Below are 17,376 nucleotides of genomic sequence, written 5' to 3' on the forward strand. Positions count from 1 at the left end.
CCCTCTTGCTTGTTGGTGAGGTCGTCAGGCTGCCGCCCCGGCGGTGAAATCGCGGCGCTCGTTGCCGATGCGCACGCTGCGGATGCGGAGTTCCGGCGACCATTCGATCGCGTTCTCCGGCAAGGTGATACCAGCGGCGACCAGGGCCCCGGCGATGCAGGCAAGTGCATGGGTCGAGGCCATGGCGATCGCTTCCTCGGGCGTCGCAATCCCCCAGGCCACGAGATTGCGCACGGCATCGTCGAGCTTGAGCGCCGAACCCGCCAGCGAGGCGCCGCCCGGCTGGCGCACCGAGCCGTCCGCGGCGAGATCGACCGGCATACCGGCGAAGCTGTAGCGGCCGGGCGCGGCGCCCGCCGCGACCACCGCATCGGTGACGAGGATCGAGCGCTCAAAGCCCTTCGCCCGGATCAGGCTCTTCAGTGCCTTCGGGTGAATATGGATGCCGTCAGCGATGAAACCGGCCATCAACCGATCCTCGGCGAGCTGCGCGAAGAGCGGATTGACGAGCTTGTGCATCTGTTGCGGCAGACCGTTGCCGAGATGGGTCGAGAGTGTCGCCCCCGCATCGGCGGCGGCGGCGACGGTCCCGAAATCGGCGGCGGAATGGCCGATGGCGACGACCTTGCCCATGCGAACAAGTTGACCGGCGAGCGCGATGCCGCCCTCGACCTCCGGCGCCAGCGTCACCATCAGGATCGGCCGCGACAGTAGCCGGTCAAGATGCGCGACCAGTTCGGCCGTTGCTGCCGTCATCGCCTCCGGCGGATGGCAGCCGGAATAGCCGGCGGACGGGTTGAGGAACGGGCCTTCGAGGTGGTAGCCCGGGCACATCAGCGGCCCGAGCCGGCTGCCGCTCACCGCCGCGTCGAGCGCGCGGAAGCGCTCTTCCAGCTCATGCGGATGCGCAGTGATGATCGTCGGCAGGCAGGTGGTCACACCCGTCGCCAGCATCGCCTCCAGCGCCCGGTCGAGCTCATCAGCCGTGATCGTGCCGGAGTTGAAATCCACCCCGGCGAAGCCGTTGACCTGGAGATCGACCAGACCGGGCGTGCGCATCGTCAGCCCTTCCGGCTCAGCAGCGACGCGGCCGGCGGATCGATAAACAGCACCGTGCGCTTGTGCGTCTGGAGGATGGAGGCCGGCGCCAGGTTGCTGACCGGCCCCTCCAGCGCGGCCTTGGTCGCTTCGGCCTTGCGCGTGTCGGAGACGGAGAGGACGATCAATTCGCTCTTCAGGATCTGGCGGATGCTCATCGAGATCGCCTGCTGCGGCACGTCCGCGAAGCTCGGGAACCAGCCCTCGCCGAATTGCTGCTGCCGGCAGGCATCGTCGAGATTCACGATGAGATAGGGCTCTTCCGCGTCGAAATCGGCCGGCGGATCGTTGAAGGCGAGGTGGCAGTTCTCGCCGATCCCCGCGAAGCAAACGGCGATGCGCTTGCCGGCGATCAGCGCGTTGAGTTGCTTCACCGCCGCCGCGGCATCGCCCTCACCATCGACGGGGATGAAGGTCGGTGCGTTCTTGAGCGGCGCCATGAAGCGCTCGCGCAGATAGCGGCGGAAGCTCGCCGGATGGCTCTCGGGCAGGCCGACATATTCGTCGAGATGGAAGGCCGTGACCTTCGACCAGTCGATGCCCTCGGCCGCGACGAGAGCTTGAAGCATCTCGAACTGGCTCGCTCCGGTCGCCACGATGATCGTCGCTTCGCCATGGCGGGCAAGCTCCTCGCGGATCGCCTGTGCGCCAAGCGCTGCCGCCTGCCGGCCGAGCCCGTCTTTGTCAGAGGCAACATGCATCTCGATCATCTATTTTTGAACCTTTTCCGTCAAAAAATTTCCGATATTCTGCTACCGAGCTTATGAAGCTTCGGCTGAAACGCAACGATTAATTTTGAACGCAATTGTTCTGAATAGAGCCTGCCTTGTCCCTGCTGACGATCGACGAAAGCCGCCTTGCGCTTGCCCATGACCGGGACTGCGCCCGCATCTACCGGCTGATCCTGAACGGCGAGGCCCATTCCCGTGCCGATATCGCCCGCATCCTCCAGCTCCGCTCGACCAGTGTCTCGCGCGTCGTCGGCGAGCTCATCGCCCGCCGCCTCGTCATAGAGACGGTCGGCGAAGCAAGCGGGCGCGGCCGCCCTCCCGCGATCCTCGTCGCCCATACCCGCCGCATCGGCGCCTCCGTGATCTATGTCTCCAGCCAGTCGCTGTCCGGCGCGCTGGTTGATCTGAATGGTTATCTCGTCGCCGAGCGCCGCCGCCCCATTGCGAGCGATGCCGACAACGCAGCCATCGCCGCGGCGATGGCTGAACTGGCGCGAGACCTCCTCGACGCGATGCCGCCGGGCATGAGCCACGCCGGCACCGCCGTCTCGCTCTCCGGCCTGATCGACCTGATGCAGGGCCAATGGCTGCTAGCCTCGCGCTGGCCGCGCATGCGTGGGCTCGACATCGCCTCGATCCTCGCCCCCGTCGCCGGACCCGTCACGGTCTGCCGCAATCTCGACGCCGAACTGCGCGCCCGGGCCGCCCGCGAGCCTGAGAATTTCACGGGCGGCACCATCCTGCTGCACTGGGGTTGGGGCGTCGGGCTCGCCTATGCGGTGGACGGCGAGCCCTTCGCACCGACCGGCTCCTTCGGCGAAATCGGGCATTGGCGGCTCGCCGCGCTGCAAGATCGCCCTTGCGGCTGCGGCAACACCGCCTGCCTCGAAACCGGCGCCGCGCTCTGGTCACTGCTCCCGGCGCTGCGCCGGCACTGGCCCGATCTCGATCAGGATGAGATCCGGCTTGCACGGCAGCTTGCCGGGCTGGACCTCCTGTCCTTGCCGGAAATCGACTTGGCAGCGCAGCTGCTCGCCCGCGCGCTCGCCAATGCCTGTCGCCTGCTCTTTCCCGCCCGGATCGCGGTGAGCGGTCCCTTCTCCGCCAACCCGCAGCTCTGGGCCCGGTTCAACACGCTGTTCCGGGCGGAGGGCACAATGGACGGCTTCGCCGTCCCGGACCTCTCCGGCGCGGCCGCCAGCCACCTTTACGAGATCCACGGCGCGGCCGCGCCGCTGCTCAGCCGCGCCGCGGAGTCGCTCCTCCTCGAACAAGTCTGATCCACCCGTTCATCGCATGCTCCGAGATGGTGCCGGCCATGCCAGCGAATGCGCTGGCGTGCCACTGAGTGGTGCACTAGTATCCCAGACAAGAGCTCCAGATGCCGATCATGGCACGCCAAAAGAGAGCCAAACCTCAGGGAGAGACCATGAACCATCCGACACGCCGAACCATCATGGCCGGAGCAGCCGGCCTTGCCGCATTGAAAGCCGGCGGCGCGCTGGCACAGAGCGCCCCGGTCGCGCTCAACATCATCGACGTCGCCGGCAATCTGCAGCTGACGCAGGTCGCCATCGAGCGCTTCGCCAAAGAGAATCCGAAGCTGATCTCGCGGCTGAACTTCTCGCGCGCGCCCTCGCCGGAGCTGCCGGCCAAGCTCAAGGCGCAGCAGGCGGCCAACCGCGTCGACATCGACCTTGTGCTGACCGGCCCCGGCGCCATGTCGGACGGCATCCAGCAGGGGCTCTGGGTCGATGTCTGGAAATCCCACGCCAAGGACCTGCCGAAGCCGGAAGAGGTCTATCACGAGCAGGCGCTGATGATGCAGCGCAACTTCGGCCAGAACGAGGGCGTCGCGGTCGTCTATTCCCCCTCCGGCCCGCTGTTCGAGTACGCGCCGGAGCGTCTCAAGGCCGTTCCGAAGACCGCCGAGGAGCTGCTGGCCTATGTCAAGCAGAACCCGAAGCGCTTCACCTATGCCCGCCCCGTCAATTCCGGCCCCGGCTGGACCTGGCTGCAGGGCCTGCCCTACATCCTCGGCGACGCCGACCCCACCGACCCGATGAAGGGCTGGGACAAGAGCTGGGCCTATCTCAAGGAGCTCGGCACCGGCATCGACTACTATCCGGGCGGCACCGCCGCGACGATGAAGGAGCTTGGCGAAGGCACCCGCGACGTCATCGTCTCGACGCTGGGCTGGGACATCAACCCGCGCGTGCTCGGCATCGTGCCGAAGGAGGCCAAGGTCTTCGTGCTCGCCAACACGCACTGGATCCCGGACACCCAGTTCATGTGCATCCCAAGGGGCGTGACGGCCGACAAGATGCCGGCCCTCGTCGCGCTGATGGCCCATATGCTCAAGCCGGAGGCACAGGCCGTGACCTACGACAAGGGCTATTTCTATCCCGGCCCGGCCGTGAAGGGCGTGACGCTCGCCATGGCGCCGCAGGAAAGCCGCGATGTCCTCGCCGAATATGGCCGGCCGGAATATGACGGGCTGATCACCAGCCTGCCGACCAAGCCGCCACTGACCCCGGAGCGCCTCGTCGCTGCCTTCCGGCGCTGGGATCAGGAGATCGGCGTCGGCCACGGGGCGCCGCAATAGACATGCGCTTCGCCGCCATCGGCCTCGACCACCGCCATATCTACCATATGGTCGGTGGCCTCCTCGAAGCCGGCGCGACCTGCGTCGGCTTCGATCCCGCGACCAGCGACGAGCGCGTCCTCGCCGGCTTCCGCGAGCGCTTCCCGGACCTGCCGGAAAGCACGGCCGAGCGGCTGATCGACGACCCGTCGGTCGAGCTGATCGTCTGCGCCGCCGTGCCGGCGGACCGGGCCGCCATCGCCATCCGCGCCATGCAGGCCGGCAAGGACGTGATGGTCGACAAGCCCGGCGTCACCAGCTTCGACCAGCTCGGCGCAGTGGAAAAGGCGGTCGCCGAGACCGGCCGCATCTTCTCGACCTGCTTCTCCGAGCGCTTCATCGTTCCCGCGACGATAATAGCCAGCAAATTGATTGCCGACGGGGCAATCGGCAGCGTCGTTCAGACGCTGGGCATGGGCCCGCACCGCCTCAACCGCGCTATCCGACCCGGCTGGTTCTTCGATAACAGCCACTTCGGCGGCATCCTCACCGACATCGCTTCGCACCAGATCGACCAGTTCCTGCATTTCACCGGCTCGAATGATGCAGAGATCGTGGCCTCAGGTGTCGGCCATTTCGGCGGCCCCGACCTGCCCGATTTCGAGGATTTCGGCGAGGTCCTGCTGCGCAGCGACAGGGCCGGCGGCTATATCCGCGTCGACTGGTTCACCGCCGACGGCCTGCCGACCTGGGGCGACGGCCGCCTGACCATCCTCGGCACCGAAGGCACGATCGAGCTCCGCAAATATGTCGACATCGCCGGCCGCCCCGGCACCGACCATGTCTTTCTCGTCGACAAGAACGGCACCCGCCACATCGACGCCTCGCGCGAGCCGCTGACCTATTTCCGCGACCTGATCGCCGACATCGGCGCCCGCAGCGAAACCGCGATGAGCCAGCAGCACGCCTTCACCGTCTGCAGGCTCGCGCTGGAAGCCCAGGCCAAGGCCGCCTGGCTGCCCGCGAAACCTGCTGCTCGTGCCTGAGGATCGCCTGACATGAGACGCAAACTCGGTATCGCCGTGATCGGGCTCGGCCCGGCCGCCCTGCCGCACTCCAAAAGCCTTCTCGATCTCGCCGACCGTGCGGATGTTTGCTGGGCGGTGAGCCGGACGCCCGATCGGGCCAAGGCCTATGCCGGCCAGTTTCCCTTTCCGACGACCACCGATCTCGACGCCGTTCTGACCGATCCTGCGGTTGACGCCGCCATCGTGCTGACGCCGCCGAGCAGCCATCTCGACGTTTCCGCCCTGTGTCTCGAAGCCGGCAAGCATGTTCTCGTCGAGAAGCCGCTCGAATTGACGAGCGAGCGCGGCCAGCGCCTCGTCGACACCGCCCGCCGGACAGGCAGGACCTTCGGCGTCGTGCTGCAGCATCGCTTCCGCCCAGCCAGCCTGCGCCTCAAGACCGCGCTACAATCGGGCGAACTCGGTACCATCGAGGCCGCTTTCCTCGCCGTGCCCTGGTGGCGCCCGCAGAGCTACTATGACGAGCCCGGCCGCGGCACGCTCGCCCGCGACGGCGGCGGCGTATTGCTGACCCAGGCGATCCACTCGCTCGACCTGTTTCGCTCGCTGGTCGGCGTCTCCAGGGTCGTCGCGGCTCAATCCCGGACCACTGCCCTCCACCGCATGGAGACCGAGGACTACGTCTCCGCCCTGCTGGAGACCGGCAACGGTGCGCCCGCCACGCTGGTGACGACCACCGCCGCCTATCCCGGCTATCCCGAGCGCATCGAGATCACCGGCTCCAAGGGCTTTGCCGCCCTGATCGGCGGGCGGCTGCGCCTCGCCTTTCTCGACGGGCGCGAGGAGATCGTCGAAGCCGAGGGCTCGACCGGCAGCGGCGCCAATATCATGGACTTCCCACACGACGCCCATCGCGCCGTCATCGCCGATTTCCTCGACGCGATAGAACAAGGCCACGACCCGGTCGTCACCGGCGAGGAAGCGCTGGCGTCGCAACGCCTCGTCGACGACATCCTCAAGGCTGCACGCGGTGCGGCCTGACGGCGTCCGCCTCCTTGACTTCGGCGCGATTTGGCTGCCGATGACCCGACCGCCGTCCTTCCGGGCTTGACCCGGAATCCATCGTAGAGCACCGGAGCCCGTCGGTGGATCCCGGATCGACGCCGCCAACGCGGCTTGTCCGGAATGACGGGTGTGGTTCTATCCTCATGCAGCAGATCAGCATCGTCCTCGCCTGCGATCTCGGCGGCAGCAGCTTCCGCGCTGCGCTGATCGATCCGAATGGCGCGGTTTTGGCCGAAAGCGCCGCCGCCGGTCCCGCTCTCGACGATCGCCTCGGGCATTCGCAGGTCGCGGCCGAGGGCTGGTGGACGCTCCTCCTCGAGACCGCCGGCGAGCTCGCGCGGCAGGAGCCCGATCTTTTCGCGCGGATCGAAGCCATCGCGATCTGCGGCGTCACCCGCACGCAGATCTTCCTGGGCCGTGACGGCAGCGAGCTTCGCCCGGCATTGACCTGGAAGGATGCCCGCTCGGACGCGGTCGCAACGAAGCTTCGGGAAGCACTCGGCAGCCATCCGGAAGCCCCGCGCATCAACGCCTTCCATCCGCTCGCGCGGCTCGCCTGGCTGGCGGAAGCGGAGCCGGAGAATTTTCGCGCTCTCGCCCGCGTGCTCGAACCGAAGGACTATCTGAACTTCCGCCTGACCGGCCGTCAGGCGAGCGACCCGGTTTCGATGGCGCGGCTGATCAGCTGCGCGGAAACGCACGACGCGGCCTCGGCGCTCGACGCCATCGGTCTGTCGCCGGCCGTGATCCCGACGATCCTCGAACCCTGCGACGCCGTCGAGTCCGTTCGGGCCGGGTTGCCCGCACCATTCGATCGGCTCGCCGGTATTCCGGTCTTCTGCGGTTGCAACGACACCTGGGCAGCCGTGGCCGGGCTCGGCGCCCTGCGCGCGGGCTATGCCTACAACATTTCCGGCACCACCGAGGTGCTCGGCGTGCTCGGTCCGGAACAGGCCGAGGCCGAGGGCCTCATCTCCGTCGACTGGCGTGGCCTCTGGCATCTCGGCGGCCCCAGCCAGAACGGCGCCGACACAGCCGCCTGGCTGGTCGATCTGCTCGGCGGTTCGGATAGCGTCGGCGGCAGCATCGATCGCCTGCTCGCCGGCGAGCGTCATCCCCAGCCCGTCATCTTCCTGCCCTATCTGCAGGGCGAACGCGTGCCCTACTGGAACCCGAACCTGCGCGGCGCCTTTGTCGGGCTCGGCCGTCGGCATGGGCCGACCGACCTCGCCTATGCCGTGCTGGAAGGTGTCGCCTGCCAAAATCGCCTCGTTCTTGAGCGGGCAGAAGCGGCGCTCGGCAGCCGCGTCGGCGAGATCCGTTTCGGCGGCGGCGCGGCGGCCAATCCGGTCTGGGCACAGATCAAGGCCGATCTCTGCGACCGCCCGATCGTGGTCGGCCGTGCCAGGGAACCCGGTCTGCTCGGCGCCGCGATCATCGCCTGGACAGGACTCGGGCGCTTCGCTTCGCTGGAAGCGGCCCAGGATGCGCTGGTCGAGGTCTCCAGCCGCTACGAACCGGATCCCGCCCGGCGCGCAGCCTACGACGCGCTCTACCGCCTCTATCGCCGCAGCGAGGAAGCGCTCGCCGCGATCTCGGCTGACCTTACGGCGCTGGCGCAGACCTCGGCTGCGTTGCCCGGCCTTACCAACCCGAAATCGACCCCGTAAGAACGCTTCCCCATGCCGACGCGACCCGCCATGAACAGCCCGCAGCAAAGCGCTCCCGTCACGCTCCTGACCGGCGCCTCGGGAGGCATCGTCGGCGCGCTTGCCGTAACCCTCGCATGTGCTGGCCACAGGCTGGTCCTCTCCGGTCTCGACCAGCCTGGACTCGACGCAGTGGCGGCGGACGTCGCGGCAACCGGCGGCGAAGCGGTGACGCTCGCCGGCGATGTTCGCGAGCGCGATCTCGCCCAATCCCTCGTCGATCTCGCCGTGTCGAAATTCGGCCGGCTCGACCATCTCGTCACCGGCGCCGGCGCCTCGCGGCCGGTGCCTATGGTCGAAATGGAGGACGAGGAGTGGGACCAACTGGTCGACGTCAATCTCTCGGCAGTGTTCCGCATCTCCAAAGCCGCCGCGCGCCGGATGATCGCCCAGGGCGAGGGCGGTGCGATCGTCCATATTTCCTCGATCGCCCACAGCAATGGCGGTGCCAATCTCGCTTATGGCTCGGCCAAGGGCGGCGTCGCGACGCTGACCTATGGCATGGCCCAGCAGCTCGGCCGGCATGGCATTCGCGTCAATGCGGTTGCGCCCGGCATCATCGATACGCCAATGGTACGAAACGGATTCGCGCAGCAGTTCAATGCGCTGGTCGAGGGTGCGGCGGTGCGCACGCCGCTGGGGAGGCTGGGACGGCCCGAGGATGTCGCCAACGTGATCGCATTCCTGCTTTCGGACGGCGCCGCCTTCGTCACCGGCGCCCTGATCCCGATCACCGGCGGCATCGAGATACTCCAGCCGATCTCCACCATCGCCAGGGGAGCCTGAGTTGGGCCGCATCGACCCACGCGAACTGATCGGGCGCTATGGCACGGCAATCGCCGGCCTGGCGCTGATCCTGTTCTTCCTGATCTTTGCGCAGAACTTCGCCAGCGCCACCAACATCGTCAACGTCCTCAAGGATACGAGCTTCCTCGCCATCCTCGCGCTCGGCTTCGCGCTCGCCTTCACCGTGGCTGAACTCGACCTCTCCGTCGCGGAAATGGCCAGCCTCGCCGCCGTCGTCTGCGGCTGGTTGGTGCAGCTCCAGTACCCGCCGGCCGTTGCGGTGGCGGCAGCGCTCGGCGTCGGCATCGTGCTGGGCTCGCTGAACGGCTACGGCGTCACCGTTCTGCGCATCCCCTCCCTGATCATGACGCTCGGCACCGCCGCCATCGCCAAGGGCCTCGCCTTCATGATCACCCAGGGCGTCGCTTTCGTCGGCCGCTGGCCGGTCGGATTCACCGGGCTCGCCCGCGGCTACACCTTCGGCATTCCCAATCTCGTGCTCTGGATGGCCGGCGCCACGCTCTTCGCCTGGGGTCTCGTCAAATGGACGCGGACCGGCGCCCATATGGTCGCGACCGGCGAGGCGGACGAGGCGGCGCGGCTCGCCGGCATCGCCACGGCTCGGATGAAGCGCATCGGCCTGCTGCTGGCCGGTGTCTTCGCCAGCATCATGGCCGTGCTCCTCGCCGCCAACCTGTCCTCGGCTGCACCGAACATGGCTGGAGACTACCTGCTCTATGCCATCGCCGCCGTGCTGCTCGGCATGACTATGTTCGATCCCGGCAAGCCCAACGTGCCCGGCACGGTCTTTGCGGCGCTGGTGCTGAAGGTGCTCGGCAACGGCTTGGTGCTGCTCGGCGCGCCCTACTACATTCAGGACATCGTGCTCGGCGCGATCATCATCGGCTCGGTCGCCTTCTCGGCGAGCGCGATGAAGAAGGCGGCGTTCAAGGTCTAGGCGACACAGAACAACAACAGGGGAGAGTTCACATGTTCGGCAAGAATGGGTTCGGCCTGAGGAAGATGATGCTGGCCGCCGCCGCGCTCGTCGCGCTCGGCCAGTCGGCTGAAGCCTTCGAGGTCGGCRTCATCGGCTTCCAGTTCWCSTCGGAGACGCATGCGCGCGTCGCCAATGCCGCGGCCGCCGCCGCCAAGGCCAAGGGCTGGAACGTCACGCTGCTGAACTCCGAAGGCGCGCTGCCGAAGCATGCCGAGCAGTTCGACGCGCTGATCGCCAAGAAGGTCGACGCGATCATCATCGCCATGGGCAAGCCGGTCGAGGCCGACGCGCAGTTCAAGGCCGCGAAGGACGCCAAGATCCCGGTCGTCACCGTGCAGTCCGGTGCGAGCCCGCATGCGCTCTTCGACATCCAGACCAACGAGTACAAGGTCGGCGCCGACGCCGCGCTCTATTTGCTCGGTCAGCTCGGCTACCAGGGCAACATCGTCTCGGCGCGCTTCGATCTCAACGTTGCCTCGCGCATCCGCGGCCGGCTGCTCGATGCCGTGCTCGCCGAGAACCAGGCGGTGAAGGAACTCGGCAAGTTCTCGATGGCCCGCACCCAGAGCTGGCGCGACGACGTCCGCGCCGGCATGCAGGCGCTCCTGCTGCAGAACCAGGGCAAGATCAACGGCATCTGGGCCTCGTTCGACGGCCAGGCCTATATCATCGACGACCTGCTGCAGGCTCAGGGTGTGAAGAAGGGCCAGATCCCGCTGATCTCCGTCGATGGCGGCAAGGAGAGCTATGAGCGCATCGCCGATCCCGCCTCGACCTTCGTCGCCACGGTTGCGATCCCCTTCGAGGAGATGGGCAAGCAGGCGGTCGACGCGATCCAGGCGATCGTTGTCGAGAAGAAGCCGAAGGAGAGCATCACCTCTGGCCCCTATCTCTTCACCGAAGCCGTGCTGGTCGACAGGAACAACGTCCAGCAGTTCCTGAAGAAGTGAGGGCGTGCGCCCTTTCCGCGTCATGGTCGGGCTTGTCCCGGCCATCCACGTCTTCCGTGATCGAAGACCGTGTTCAAGACGTGCATGCTCGCCACAAGGGCGAGCATGCCGTGGCGCCAACCATTCGGACTCATGACAAGCGCTGAAGCCATGACCGGAATGACCACTCCTACCTCTCTCCTCTCGCTGCGCGGCATCGGCAAGAGCTACGGCCCGGTCGTCGCCGTCAGCGACGTCGATCTCGACATCTTCCCGGGCGAGGTCGTGGCGCTCTGCGGCGACAACGGCGCCGGCAAGTCGAGCCTGATCAAGGTGATCTCCGGCGCTGAGGAGGCGACGAGCGGCACGATCAGCCTGCGCGGCAAGCTGGTGACCTTCAGCTCGCCGCATGATGCGCTGGAGAACGGCGTCGCGACGATCTATCAGGACCTCGCGCTCGCACCGCGCCTCTCCATCGCCCAGAACGTCTTCATGGGCTCCGAGCTGACCAAGCCGGTGCTGCTGCCCTTCCTGCGCGTGCTCGACAAGAAGAGGATGATCGCGGAGTCGCAGCGCTATCTCTCGCAGCTCTCCGCCGCCGTCACCGATATGACCCGGCCCGTCGAACGGCTCTCGGGCGGCCAGCGCCAGGCGGTCGCGATCTCCCGGGCGCTACGCTGGAACGCCGAGATCATCATCATGGACGAGCCGACCGCTGCGCTCGGCGTCAAGGAGAGCGCGCTCGTCCTCGACCTCATCCGCAAGCTCAAGGCCGACGGGCGCACCGTCATCCTGATCAGCCACAACATGCGCGACGTCGTGGCATTGGCCGACCGGGTCGTGATCATGGGCGCCGGCCGCAAATACGTCGACCGGCCGCTCGGCGATCTCGCCGCGGACGACATCGCCCATATGATCATGGCCGGCAACGCCAAGGCGGCCTGATCCGATGCACGAACCGATCATCATAGACACCGATCCGGGGCAGGACGATGCCGTCGCCTTGCTGCTCGCTTTCGCCAGCCCGAGCGAAATCGACCTCAAGGCGATCACCACCGTCGCCGGCAATGTCCCGGTTGGGCAGACGACGGCGAACGCCCTGCGTATCCGCGACCTCGGCAAGCGCCGCGACATCCCGGTCTATCGCGGGGCCGAGGGACCGCTCGTCTTCCCGCTCGAAACGGCCGAATTCGTTTGCGGCCCGGATGGCCTTGCCGGCGCGGGCCTTCCCGCCCCCACGAGCGAGGCGACACCTGGCCATGCCGTGCAGGCCATCATCGATCTCTGCCGAGCGGCTCCCCCGGATGGCATCACGCTATGCCCGCTCGGGCCGCTGACGAATCTCGCACTGGCTTTCCGGCTCGCGCCGGACATCCTGCCTAAGGTCAAGCGTATCGTCCTGATGGGCGGCGCCATCGGACTCGGCAACATCACGCCGGCCGCCGAATTCAACGTCCATGTCGACCCGCATGCAGCGGCGATCGCCTTCGGCTGCGGCCGGCCGATCGTGATGTTCGGCCTGGGCGTCACCCTGCAGGCCATCGCCAGCCACGCCCAGATCGCCCGCATCGGCGCGCTCGGCAACGCCGCCGGCCGTTCTGTCCACGGCATGCTGACCCGCCCGCGCCCCGGCGGGCTCGGCAGCGACGGGCATCCGATGCATGACCCCTGCGTCATCGCCTATCTGCTCTGGCCGGAGCTCTTCGAGGGGCGCGACTGCTTCGTCACGGTGGAAACCGATGACGGGCCCCTGCGCGGACGTACCACCATCGACTGGAATGGCCGCCTCAAGCGCGAGCCCAACACCCACGTCGTCGCGTCCGTGAAAGCCCAGGAGCTGTTCGAACGGATGATCGAACGGCTAGCCACCCTGCCCTGAAGGATCGCCCCATGCCGCATTTCGTCGAAGCGCTGCAGCAGGAGGCGGCCGAGGCCATCGCGCAGATGCAGGAGGCGGCGCTGCGCGCCCGCCACGCCCATGCTCGCGCCGAGCTGATGCGCCACATGCTGACCACCGCTCGCAAGGTGAAGGACAAGCCCAAGGCGGAGGCCGTCGAGACGGTCGTACGCGAGTGGATGGACGCCTGGAACCTCGCGCGCACCGACTGGCCGCATATCGCCCGCGAGATGGAAGCCTTCACCGAGGCCTTCCACGATTATGCCAACGATCCGAGCGACGCCCATGATGTGCGGCTGCGCGCGGCCTGCGCAGCGCTCAACATCGTTCTGGAGAAGGAAGGCACCTCGATCTCCGATCAGATGGCCTATCGCTCCCAATGCGCGCATGGCTGGTGGGAGCTGGTGAGCCCGGTCCCGGAAAACCTGCCCGGCCGCAAGCCGCGGCCCTCGATTCCGCCGCTTGAATCCGGCAAACCATTCTGGGAAGCCGGCTGCGCCGCATTCTGCCGCTAGGCTGCGACCGCCGGTCTGGCCAGCGTCTCAGCTTTCGAGGAACTGCATCCGGTGCAGCCGGGCATAGGCGCCGTCGCGCGCCAGCAGTTCGTCATGGCTGCCGGTCTCGACGATTTTGCCTTCGTCCATCACGACGATCAGGTCGGCCTCGCGGATGGTCGAGAGCCGGTGCGCGATGACGATGGTGGTGCGGCCCTTCATCAGCTTCGCCAACGCCTGCTGCACGAGGCGCTCCGACTCTGTGTCGAGCGCACTGGTCGCCTCGTCGAGCAGCAGGATCGGCGCGTCCTTCAGCATGGCGCGGGCGATGGCGATGCGCTGGCGCTCGCCGCCGGAGAGCTTGTGGCCGCGCTCGCCCACCGAGGCATCGTAGCCGCCCGGCATCGCCATGATGAAATCATGCGCCGCCGCGGCCTTGGCGGCCGCGACGATGTCATCATGCGTCGCGCCGGGGCGCCCGAAAGCAATGTTGGCGCGCACGCTGTCGTCGAAGAGCACCACATCCTGGCTGACGACGCCGATCTGATGGCGCAGGCTTTCGAGCGTCACGCTGCGCAGATCCTGTCCGTCGATCTCGATCCGCCCGTCGATCGGATCGTACAGGCGCGGCACCAATGCAAGCAGCGTCGACTTGCCGGAGCCGGAACGGCCCACCAGCGCGGTCGTCTTGCCGCCGCGGGCGACGAGATCGATGCCCTCCAGCGCACGCTGGTCCTCGCGATAACGGAAGCGCAGATGCCGAAAGGCGACTTCGCCGGCCGTGATGGCCAGAGGCTTGGCAGTCGGCCGGTCGACGATGCGCGGCTTCTCGTCGAGCAATGCGTAATAGCGCTTCAGCGAGGCACCGGCCTCCTGGACGATGGCGTTGAGGTTGCCGAGCGAGCGCATCGGCTGTGCCGCAAGCAGCAGCGCCGAGACATAGCCGGTGAAATCGCCCACGGTGGAGGCGCCCGAGGTGATGCGGACGCCGATGGCAGCGAGCACGCCCGCGACCGCGATGCCGCCGGCGACCTCAAGCAGCGGGTCGAGCCGGCCACGGGCATTGGCCGCCTTGACCTTCAGCGTCCGGATCGTCTCGAAGGCGCTGGTCGCACGCTGCTTCAAATAGGGCTCGAGGGAATCCGTCTTGGCCACGCGGGCGCCCTGCAGGCTCTCCGTGACGAGGCTCGCCATGATGCCCGTCTGCTCCTGCTGCGAACTCGCCATGCGCCGGAGCTTCTTGCCGATCCGGCCGATCGGATGGGCGATGACCGGCGCGATCAGCACCACCACCAGCGTCATCTGCCAGTCGATCCAGAACAGCGCGCCGACGAGCGCGAGCGCCGTCACCACGTCGCGGATCGCGATATTGACGATGCGCGTCAGCGCCTCCTTCACGAAAGTGAAATCGGTGGTGAAGCGCTGGGTGAGAGAGGCCGGATTTTCCTTCTGGAGCTGCGCCAGATCGGCATCGATCAGATGCCCGTAGAGCGTCGACTGCATGTCCGCCTCGATCCGGCTGACGACCTTGTTGGTCATCACCGTCTGGGCGAGCAGCGAGAACCCCTTGATCGCGGTGACGATGACGACGACCGTCGCGACCGCATTGACGACCCCGATCTCGTAGCCGATCGACTTCGAGACCAGCCTCTCCATGCGGCGCACGAAGCCGGTCGATTCGGCCGTCAGCGGATCGGCGAAGGCATCGAAGGCCGCCTTGATCAGCAGCGGATAGAAGCTCGTCGTCGCGGCGATGACCACGACGAGACCGAGAATCATCAGCATCTGCGGAAGGTAGGATTTGATCTGCTCGCGCCAGACACGGGCGAAGAGCGCGAGGGTATCGTCGGTGACGCGGCCGATCTTCATGGGCCGCGCCTATCACGGCAGGGCGGCAAGCGCCACTGGCGCATGGCCGCATCCAGAAGGCAGGCCTTGCTCAGGACACGAAGCTGTCCTCCCATGGCCACAACCGACTCAGGAGACTCCATGTCGCTATCGCCGCCGGCGCAGCCCGGTCAAAGCCTCGCCGAAATCGAGACACCCTCCCTTGTGCTCGATCTCGATGCCTTCGAGCGCAACCTTGTCGCCATGGCAGCCTTCACCCAGGCCCATGGCGTCAGGCTGCGCCCCCATGCCAAGACGCATAAGAGCCCCGAGATCGCCCTGCGGCAGATCGCCAACGGCGCCGTGGGACAGTGCTGCCAGAAGGTTGCGGAGGCTGAAATCCTGGTCGCGGGCGGCGTCGGCGACGTGCTCGTCACCAACGAAATCGCGAGCCCCGCCAAGCTCGACCGGCTGGCGCGTCTCGCCCGCAGCGCCCGCATCGGCCTCTGCGTCGACCATCCCGACGGCGTGCGCGACGCGGCCGAGGCTGCCGCGCGCAACGATGTCGTGCTCGATGTCCTCGTCGAGATCGATGTCGGCGGGCGGCGCTGTGGCGTGGCGCCCGGCGAGGGCGCGGTCCGGCTGGCAGAAGCTATCGCCCGCTCCAACACGCTGCGCTTCGCCGGCATCCAAGCCTATCACGGATCCGCCCAGCATATGCGCTCGATCGACGAGCGGCGCGAAGCGATCGAACGCGCCGGATACGGCGTGCGCAACACTGCCGAGCGCCTCGCCCAGGCCGGCCTCAATTGCGAGATCGTCAGCGGCGCCGGCACCGGCACCTACGAGTTGGAAACGCAATCCGGCATCTGGAATGAGATCCAGGCCGGCTCCTACGTCTTCATGGACGCCGATTACGCGCGCAACCGCCAGGCCGACGGCACGCCCTTCCGCAGCTTCGAGCACGCACTCTTCGTGCTCGCAGGTGTGATGAGCAAGCCGGTGCCGGACCGCGCCATCGTCGATGCCGGCCACAAGGCGGTCGCCATCGATTCCGGCATGCCCGTCCCGTTCCGACGCGAAGGCGCGATCTACACCAAGCCCTCGGACGAGCACGGCATCCTGACGGGCGAGCCGATCGCGCTGCCGCATCGCGGCGACCGGCTGCTGCTGATACCCGGCCATTGCGACCCGACGGTCAATCTGCACGACTGGTATGTCTGCGTGCGCGGCTTGCACGGTCCCGACGCCCATGTCGAAGTTGTCTGGCCGGTGGCGGCGCGCGGCGCGCTGATTTGACGCCACGGTCCGAAAAGTGAGAACCGGTTTTCGGAAGCAGTCGATGCCAAGCGCTGGCGCATAGCCATGCTGGCGGAACTGGCTTTGCATCTGGCGACACCGGCCTCGCGCATGACCCGCCAGCTCGGCCTTGTCGGCGAGAGCGTCGCGCTCTGGTCGCGCGGCCTACGCCAGCGCCGGGCCTGGGCCGGGCATCACGCCCGCTGCCGGGTCATCGTCGCGCAGGCCGTCGCCGAACTGCCGGAGCGGCGGACTGCCGTCATTCTGGGCTCCGGGCTGCTGCGCGACATCCCGCTCGGCCTGCTCGCGGCCAATTTCGAGCGTGTGCTGCTGGTCGATGCCGTGCACCTCCCGCAGGTCCGGCTCCGAATGCGCCTGCGCGGCAACGTCGCATTGCTCACCCGCGACCTCACTGGCGTCATAGGCTGGCTCGCCGGTGAGAGTGGCGGCCGGAGCGATCCGCTCGCCGACCTCATCGCCGATCCGGCGGTCGATCTCGTCGTCTCCGCCAACTTGCTCTCGCAGCTCGCTTGGCCGATCGAGGACTGGCTTGCCGACAATCCCGCCGAAGCCGCGCAGCTGCCGACCGATCTCGCGACACGCTGCGTCGCCGGGCATCTCCGCGATCTCCGCCGCTTCCACGGCCGCGTTATCTTGCTCAGCGATGTCGAGATGATAGAGCGTGATCGAACCGGCAAGATCACCGACACGACCGGCTCGACCTGATGCGCGGCGCCGCGCTGCCCAACCCCGACGAGGGCTGGGACTGGCCGGTCGCGCCCTTCGGCGAAGCCGCGCGCGACCTGGAGAGCATCCACCGTGTCGGCGCCTGGCGGGATTTCCGCTAGATAGCGGCCTGCTCTTGCGTAGCGACGCGAGTCATTCCGGCCGCAGCGCAGCGGAGAGCCGGAATCCATGCCCGAGCTTTC

The 17,376-nt window shown here is 67.4% G+C and carries 17 protein-coding genes; 14 read left to right on the forward strand and 3 right to left on the reverse strand.

Translation table 11 applies throughout. The features are described 5' to 3' along the window. Positions 1–24: 24 nt before the first annotated feature. Both AC1DEZ_RS09720 and AC1DEZ_RS09725 read right to left on the reverse strand, forming a co-directional pair. The gene (locus AC1DEZ_RS09720; RefSeq protein ID WP_476779598.1) at positions 25–1,059 is read right to left on the reverse strand and encodes an N-acetylglucosamine-6-phosphate deacetylase; all 1,035 of its coding nucleotides are present in this window, start codon (positions 1,057–1,059) and stop codon (positions 25–27) included. Positions 1,060–1,061: 2 nt separating this feature from the next. Beyond that, the gene (locus AC1DEZ_RS09725; protein ID WP_476779599.1) at positions 1,062–1,799 is read right to left on the reverse strand and encodes a glucosamine-6-phosphate deaminase; all 738 of its coding nucleotides are present in this window, start codon (positions 1,797–1,799) and stop codon (positions 1,062–1,064) included. 125 nt (positions 1,800–1,924) lie between these two features. Here AC1DEZ_RS09725 and AC1DEZ_RS09730 point away from each other — a divergent pair, with 125 nt between their 5' ends. The 11 genes from AC1DEZ_RS09730 (at position 1,925) to AC1DEZ_RS09780 (ending at position 13,342) form a co-directional block, all read left to right on the forward strand. Beyond that, positions 1,925–3,109 (forward strand): ROK family transcriptional regulator, encoded by a 1,185-nt coding sequence (locus tag AC1DEZ_RS09730; protein ID WP_476779600.1) that lies wholly within the window; start codon positions 1,925–1,927, stop codon positions 3,107–3,109. A gap of 149 nt (positions 3,110–3,258) precedes the next feature. Continuing rightward, positions 3,259–4,434, forward strand: a complete 1,176-nt coding sequence (locus AC1DEZ_RS09735) for an extracellular solute-binding protein (RefSeq protein ID WP_476779601.1) — start codon at positions 3,259–3,261, stop codon at positions 4,432–4,434. Between the two features lie 2 nt (positions 4,435–4,436). Next, the gene (locus tag AC1DEZ_RS09740; RefSeq protein ID WP_476779602.1) at positions 4,437–5,459 is read left to right on the forward strand and encodes a Gfo/Idh/MocA family protein; all 1,023 of its coding nucleotides are present in this window, start codon (positions 4,437–4,439) and stop codon (positions 5,457–5,459) included. Positions 5,460–5,471: 12 nt separating this feature from the next. Beyond that, positions 5,472–6,482, forward strand: coding sequence for a Gfo/Idh/MocA family protein (locus tag AC1DEZ_RS09745; RefSeq protein WP_476779603.1), 1,011 nt, complete (start codon positions 5,472–5,474; stop codon positions 6,480–6,482). A 167-nt stretch (positions 6,483–6,649) separates the two neighbouring features. Beyond that, on the forward strand, positions 6,650–8,176 hold the full coding sequence (locus tag AC1DEZ_RS09750; protein ID WP_476779604.1) for a xylulokinase: 1,527 nt from the start codon (positions 6,650–6,652) through the stop codon (positions 8,174–8,176). A 12-nt stretch (positions 8,177–8,188) separates the two neighbouring features. Continuing rightward, positions 8,189–9,001, forward strand: coding sequence for an SDR family NAD(P)-dependent oxidoreductase (locus AC1DEZ_RS09755; protein ID WP_476779605.1), 813 nt, complete (start codon positions 8,189–8,191; stop codon positions 8,999–9,001). Between the two features lies 1 nt (position 9,002). Next, positions 9,003–9,959: an ABC transporter permease gene (locus tag AC1DEZ_RS09760; protein WP_441511596.1), complete on the forward strand. Its 957-nt coding sequence runs from the start codon at positions 9,003–9,005 to the stop codon at positions 9,957–9,959. Positions 9,960–9,991: 32 nt separating this feature from the next. Then, positions 9,992–10,951 carry a sugar ABC transporter substrate-binding protein gene (locus AC1DEZ_RS09765; RefSeq protein ID WP_476779606.1) on the forward strand — a complete coding sequence of 320 codons (960 nt, stop codon included), beginning with the start codon at positions 9,992–9,994 and terminating at the stop codon, positions 10,949–10,951. A gap of 159 nt (positions 10,952–11,110) precedes the next feature. Then, positions 11,111–11,875: an ATP-binding cassette domain-containing protein gene (locus AC1DEZ_RS09770; RefSeq protein WP_476779607.1), complete on the forward strand. Its 765-nt coding sequence runs from the start codon at positions 11,111–11,113 to the stop codon at positions 11,873–11,875. Positions 11,876–11,879: 4 nt separating this feature from the next. Next, entirely contained in the window at positions 11,880–12,809 is a 930-nt protein-coding gene (locus tag AC1DEZ_RS09775; protein WP_476779608.1) for a nucleoside hydrolase, read from the forward strand. Positions 12,810–12,820: 11 nt separating this feature from the next. After that, complete coding sequence (locus AC1DEZ_RS09780) at positions 12,821–13,342, forward strand: hypothetical protein (RefSeq protein WP_476779609.1); 522 nt, start codon at positions 12,821–12,823, stop codon at positions 13,340–13,342. Positions 13,343–13,369: 27 nt separating this feature from the next. Here AC1DEZ_RS09780 and AC1DEZ_RS09785 read toward each other — a convergent pair whose 3' ends face one another. Then, positions 13,370–15,190 (reverse strand): ABC transporter ATP-binding protein, encoded by a 1,821-nt coding sequence (locus AC1DEZ_RS09785; protein ID WP_441511591.1) that lies wholly within the window; start codon positions 15,188–15,190, stop codon positions 13,370–13,372. A gap of 120 nt (positions 15,191–15,310) precedes the next feature. On the opposite strand from AC1DEZ_RS09785, the gene AC1DEZ_RS09790 reads away from it, so the two are divergent. From AC1DEZ_RS09790 to AC1DEZ_RS09800, 3 genes are all read left to right on the forward strand, one after another. Then, complete coding sequence (locus tag AC1DEZ_RS09790; protein WP_476779610.1) at positions 15,311–16,447, forward strand: DSD1 family PLP-dependent enzyme; 1,137 nt, start codon at positions 15,311–15,313, stop codon at positions 16,445–16,447. A gap of 66 nt (positions 16,448–16,513) precedes the next feature. Beyond that, a complete protein-coding gene (locus tag AC1DEZ_RS09795; protein ID WP_476779611.1) occupies positions 16,514–17,173 on the forward strand; it encodes a hypothetical protein in 660 nt (219 codons plus the stop codon). Beyond that, complete coding sequence (locus AC1DEZ_RS09800; protein WP_476779612.1) at positions 17,173–17,295, forward strand: hypothetical protein; 123 nt, start codon at positions 17,173–17,175, stop codon at positions 17,293–17,295. Before AC1DEZ_RS09795 ends, AC1DEZ_RS09800 begins: the two co-directional genes overlap by 1 nt. Positions 17,296–17,376: the final 81 nt, after the last annotated feature.

The sequence above is a fragment of the Allobosea sp. 10L422 genome (genome assembly GCF_056395345.1).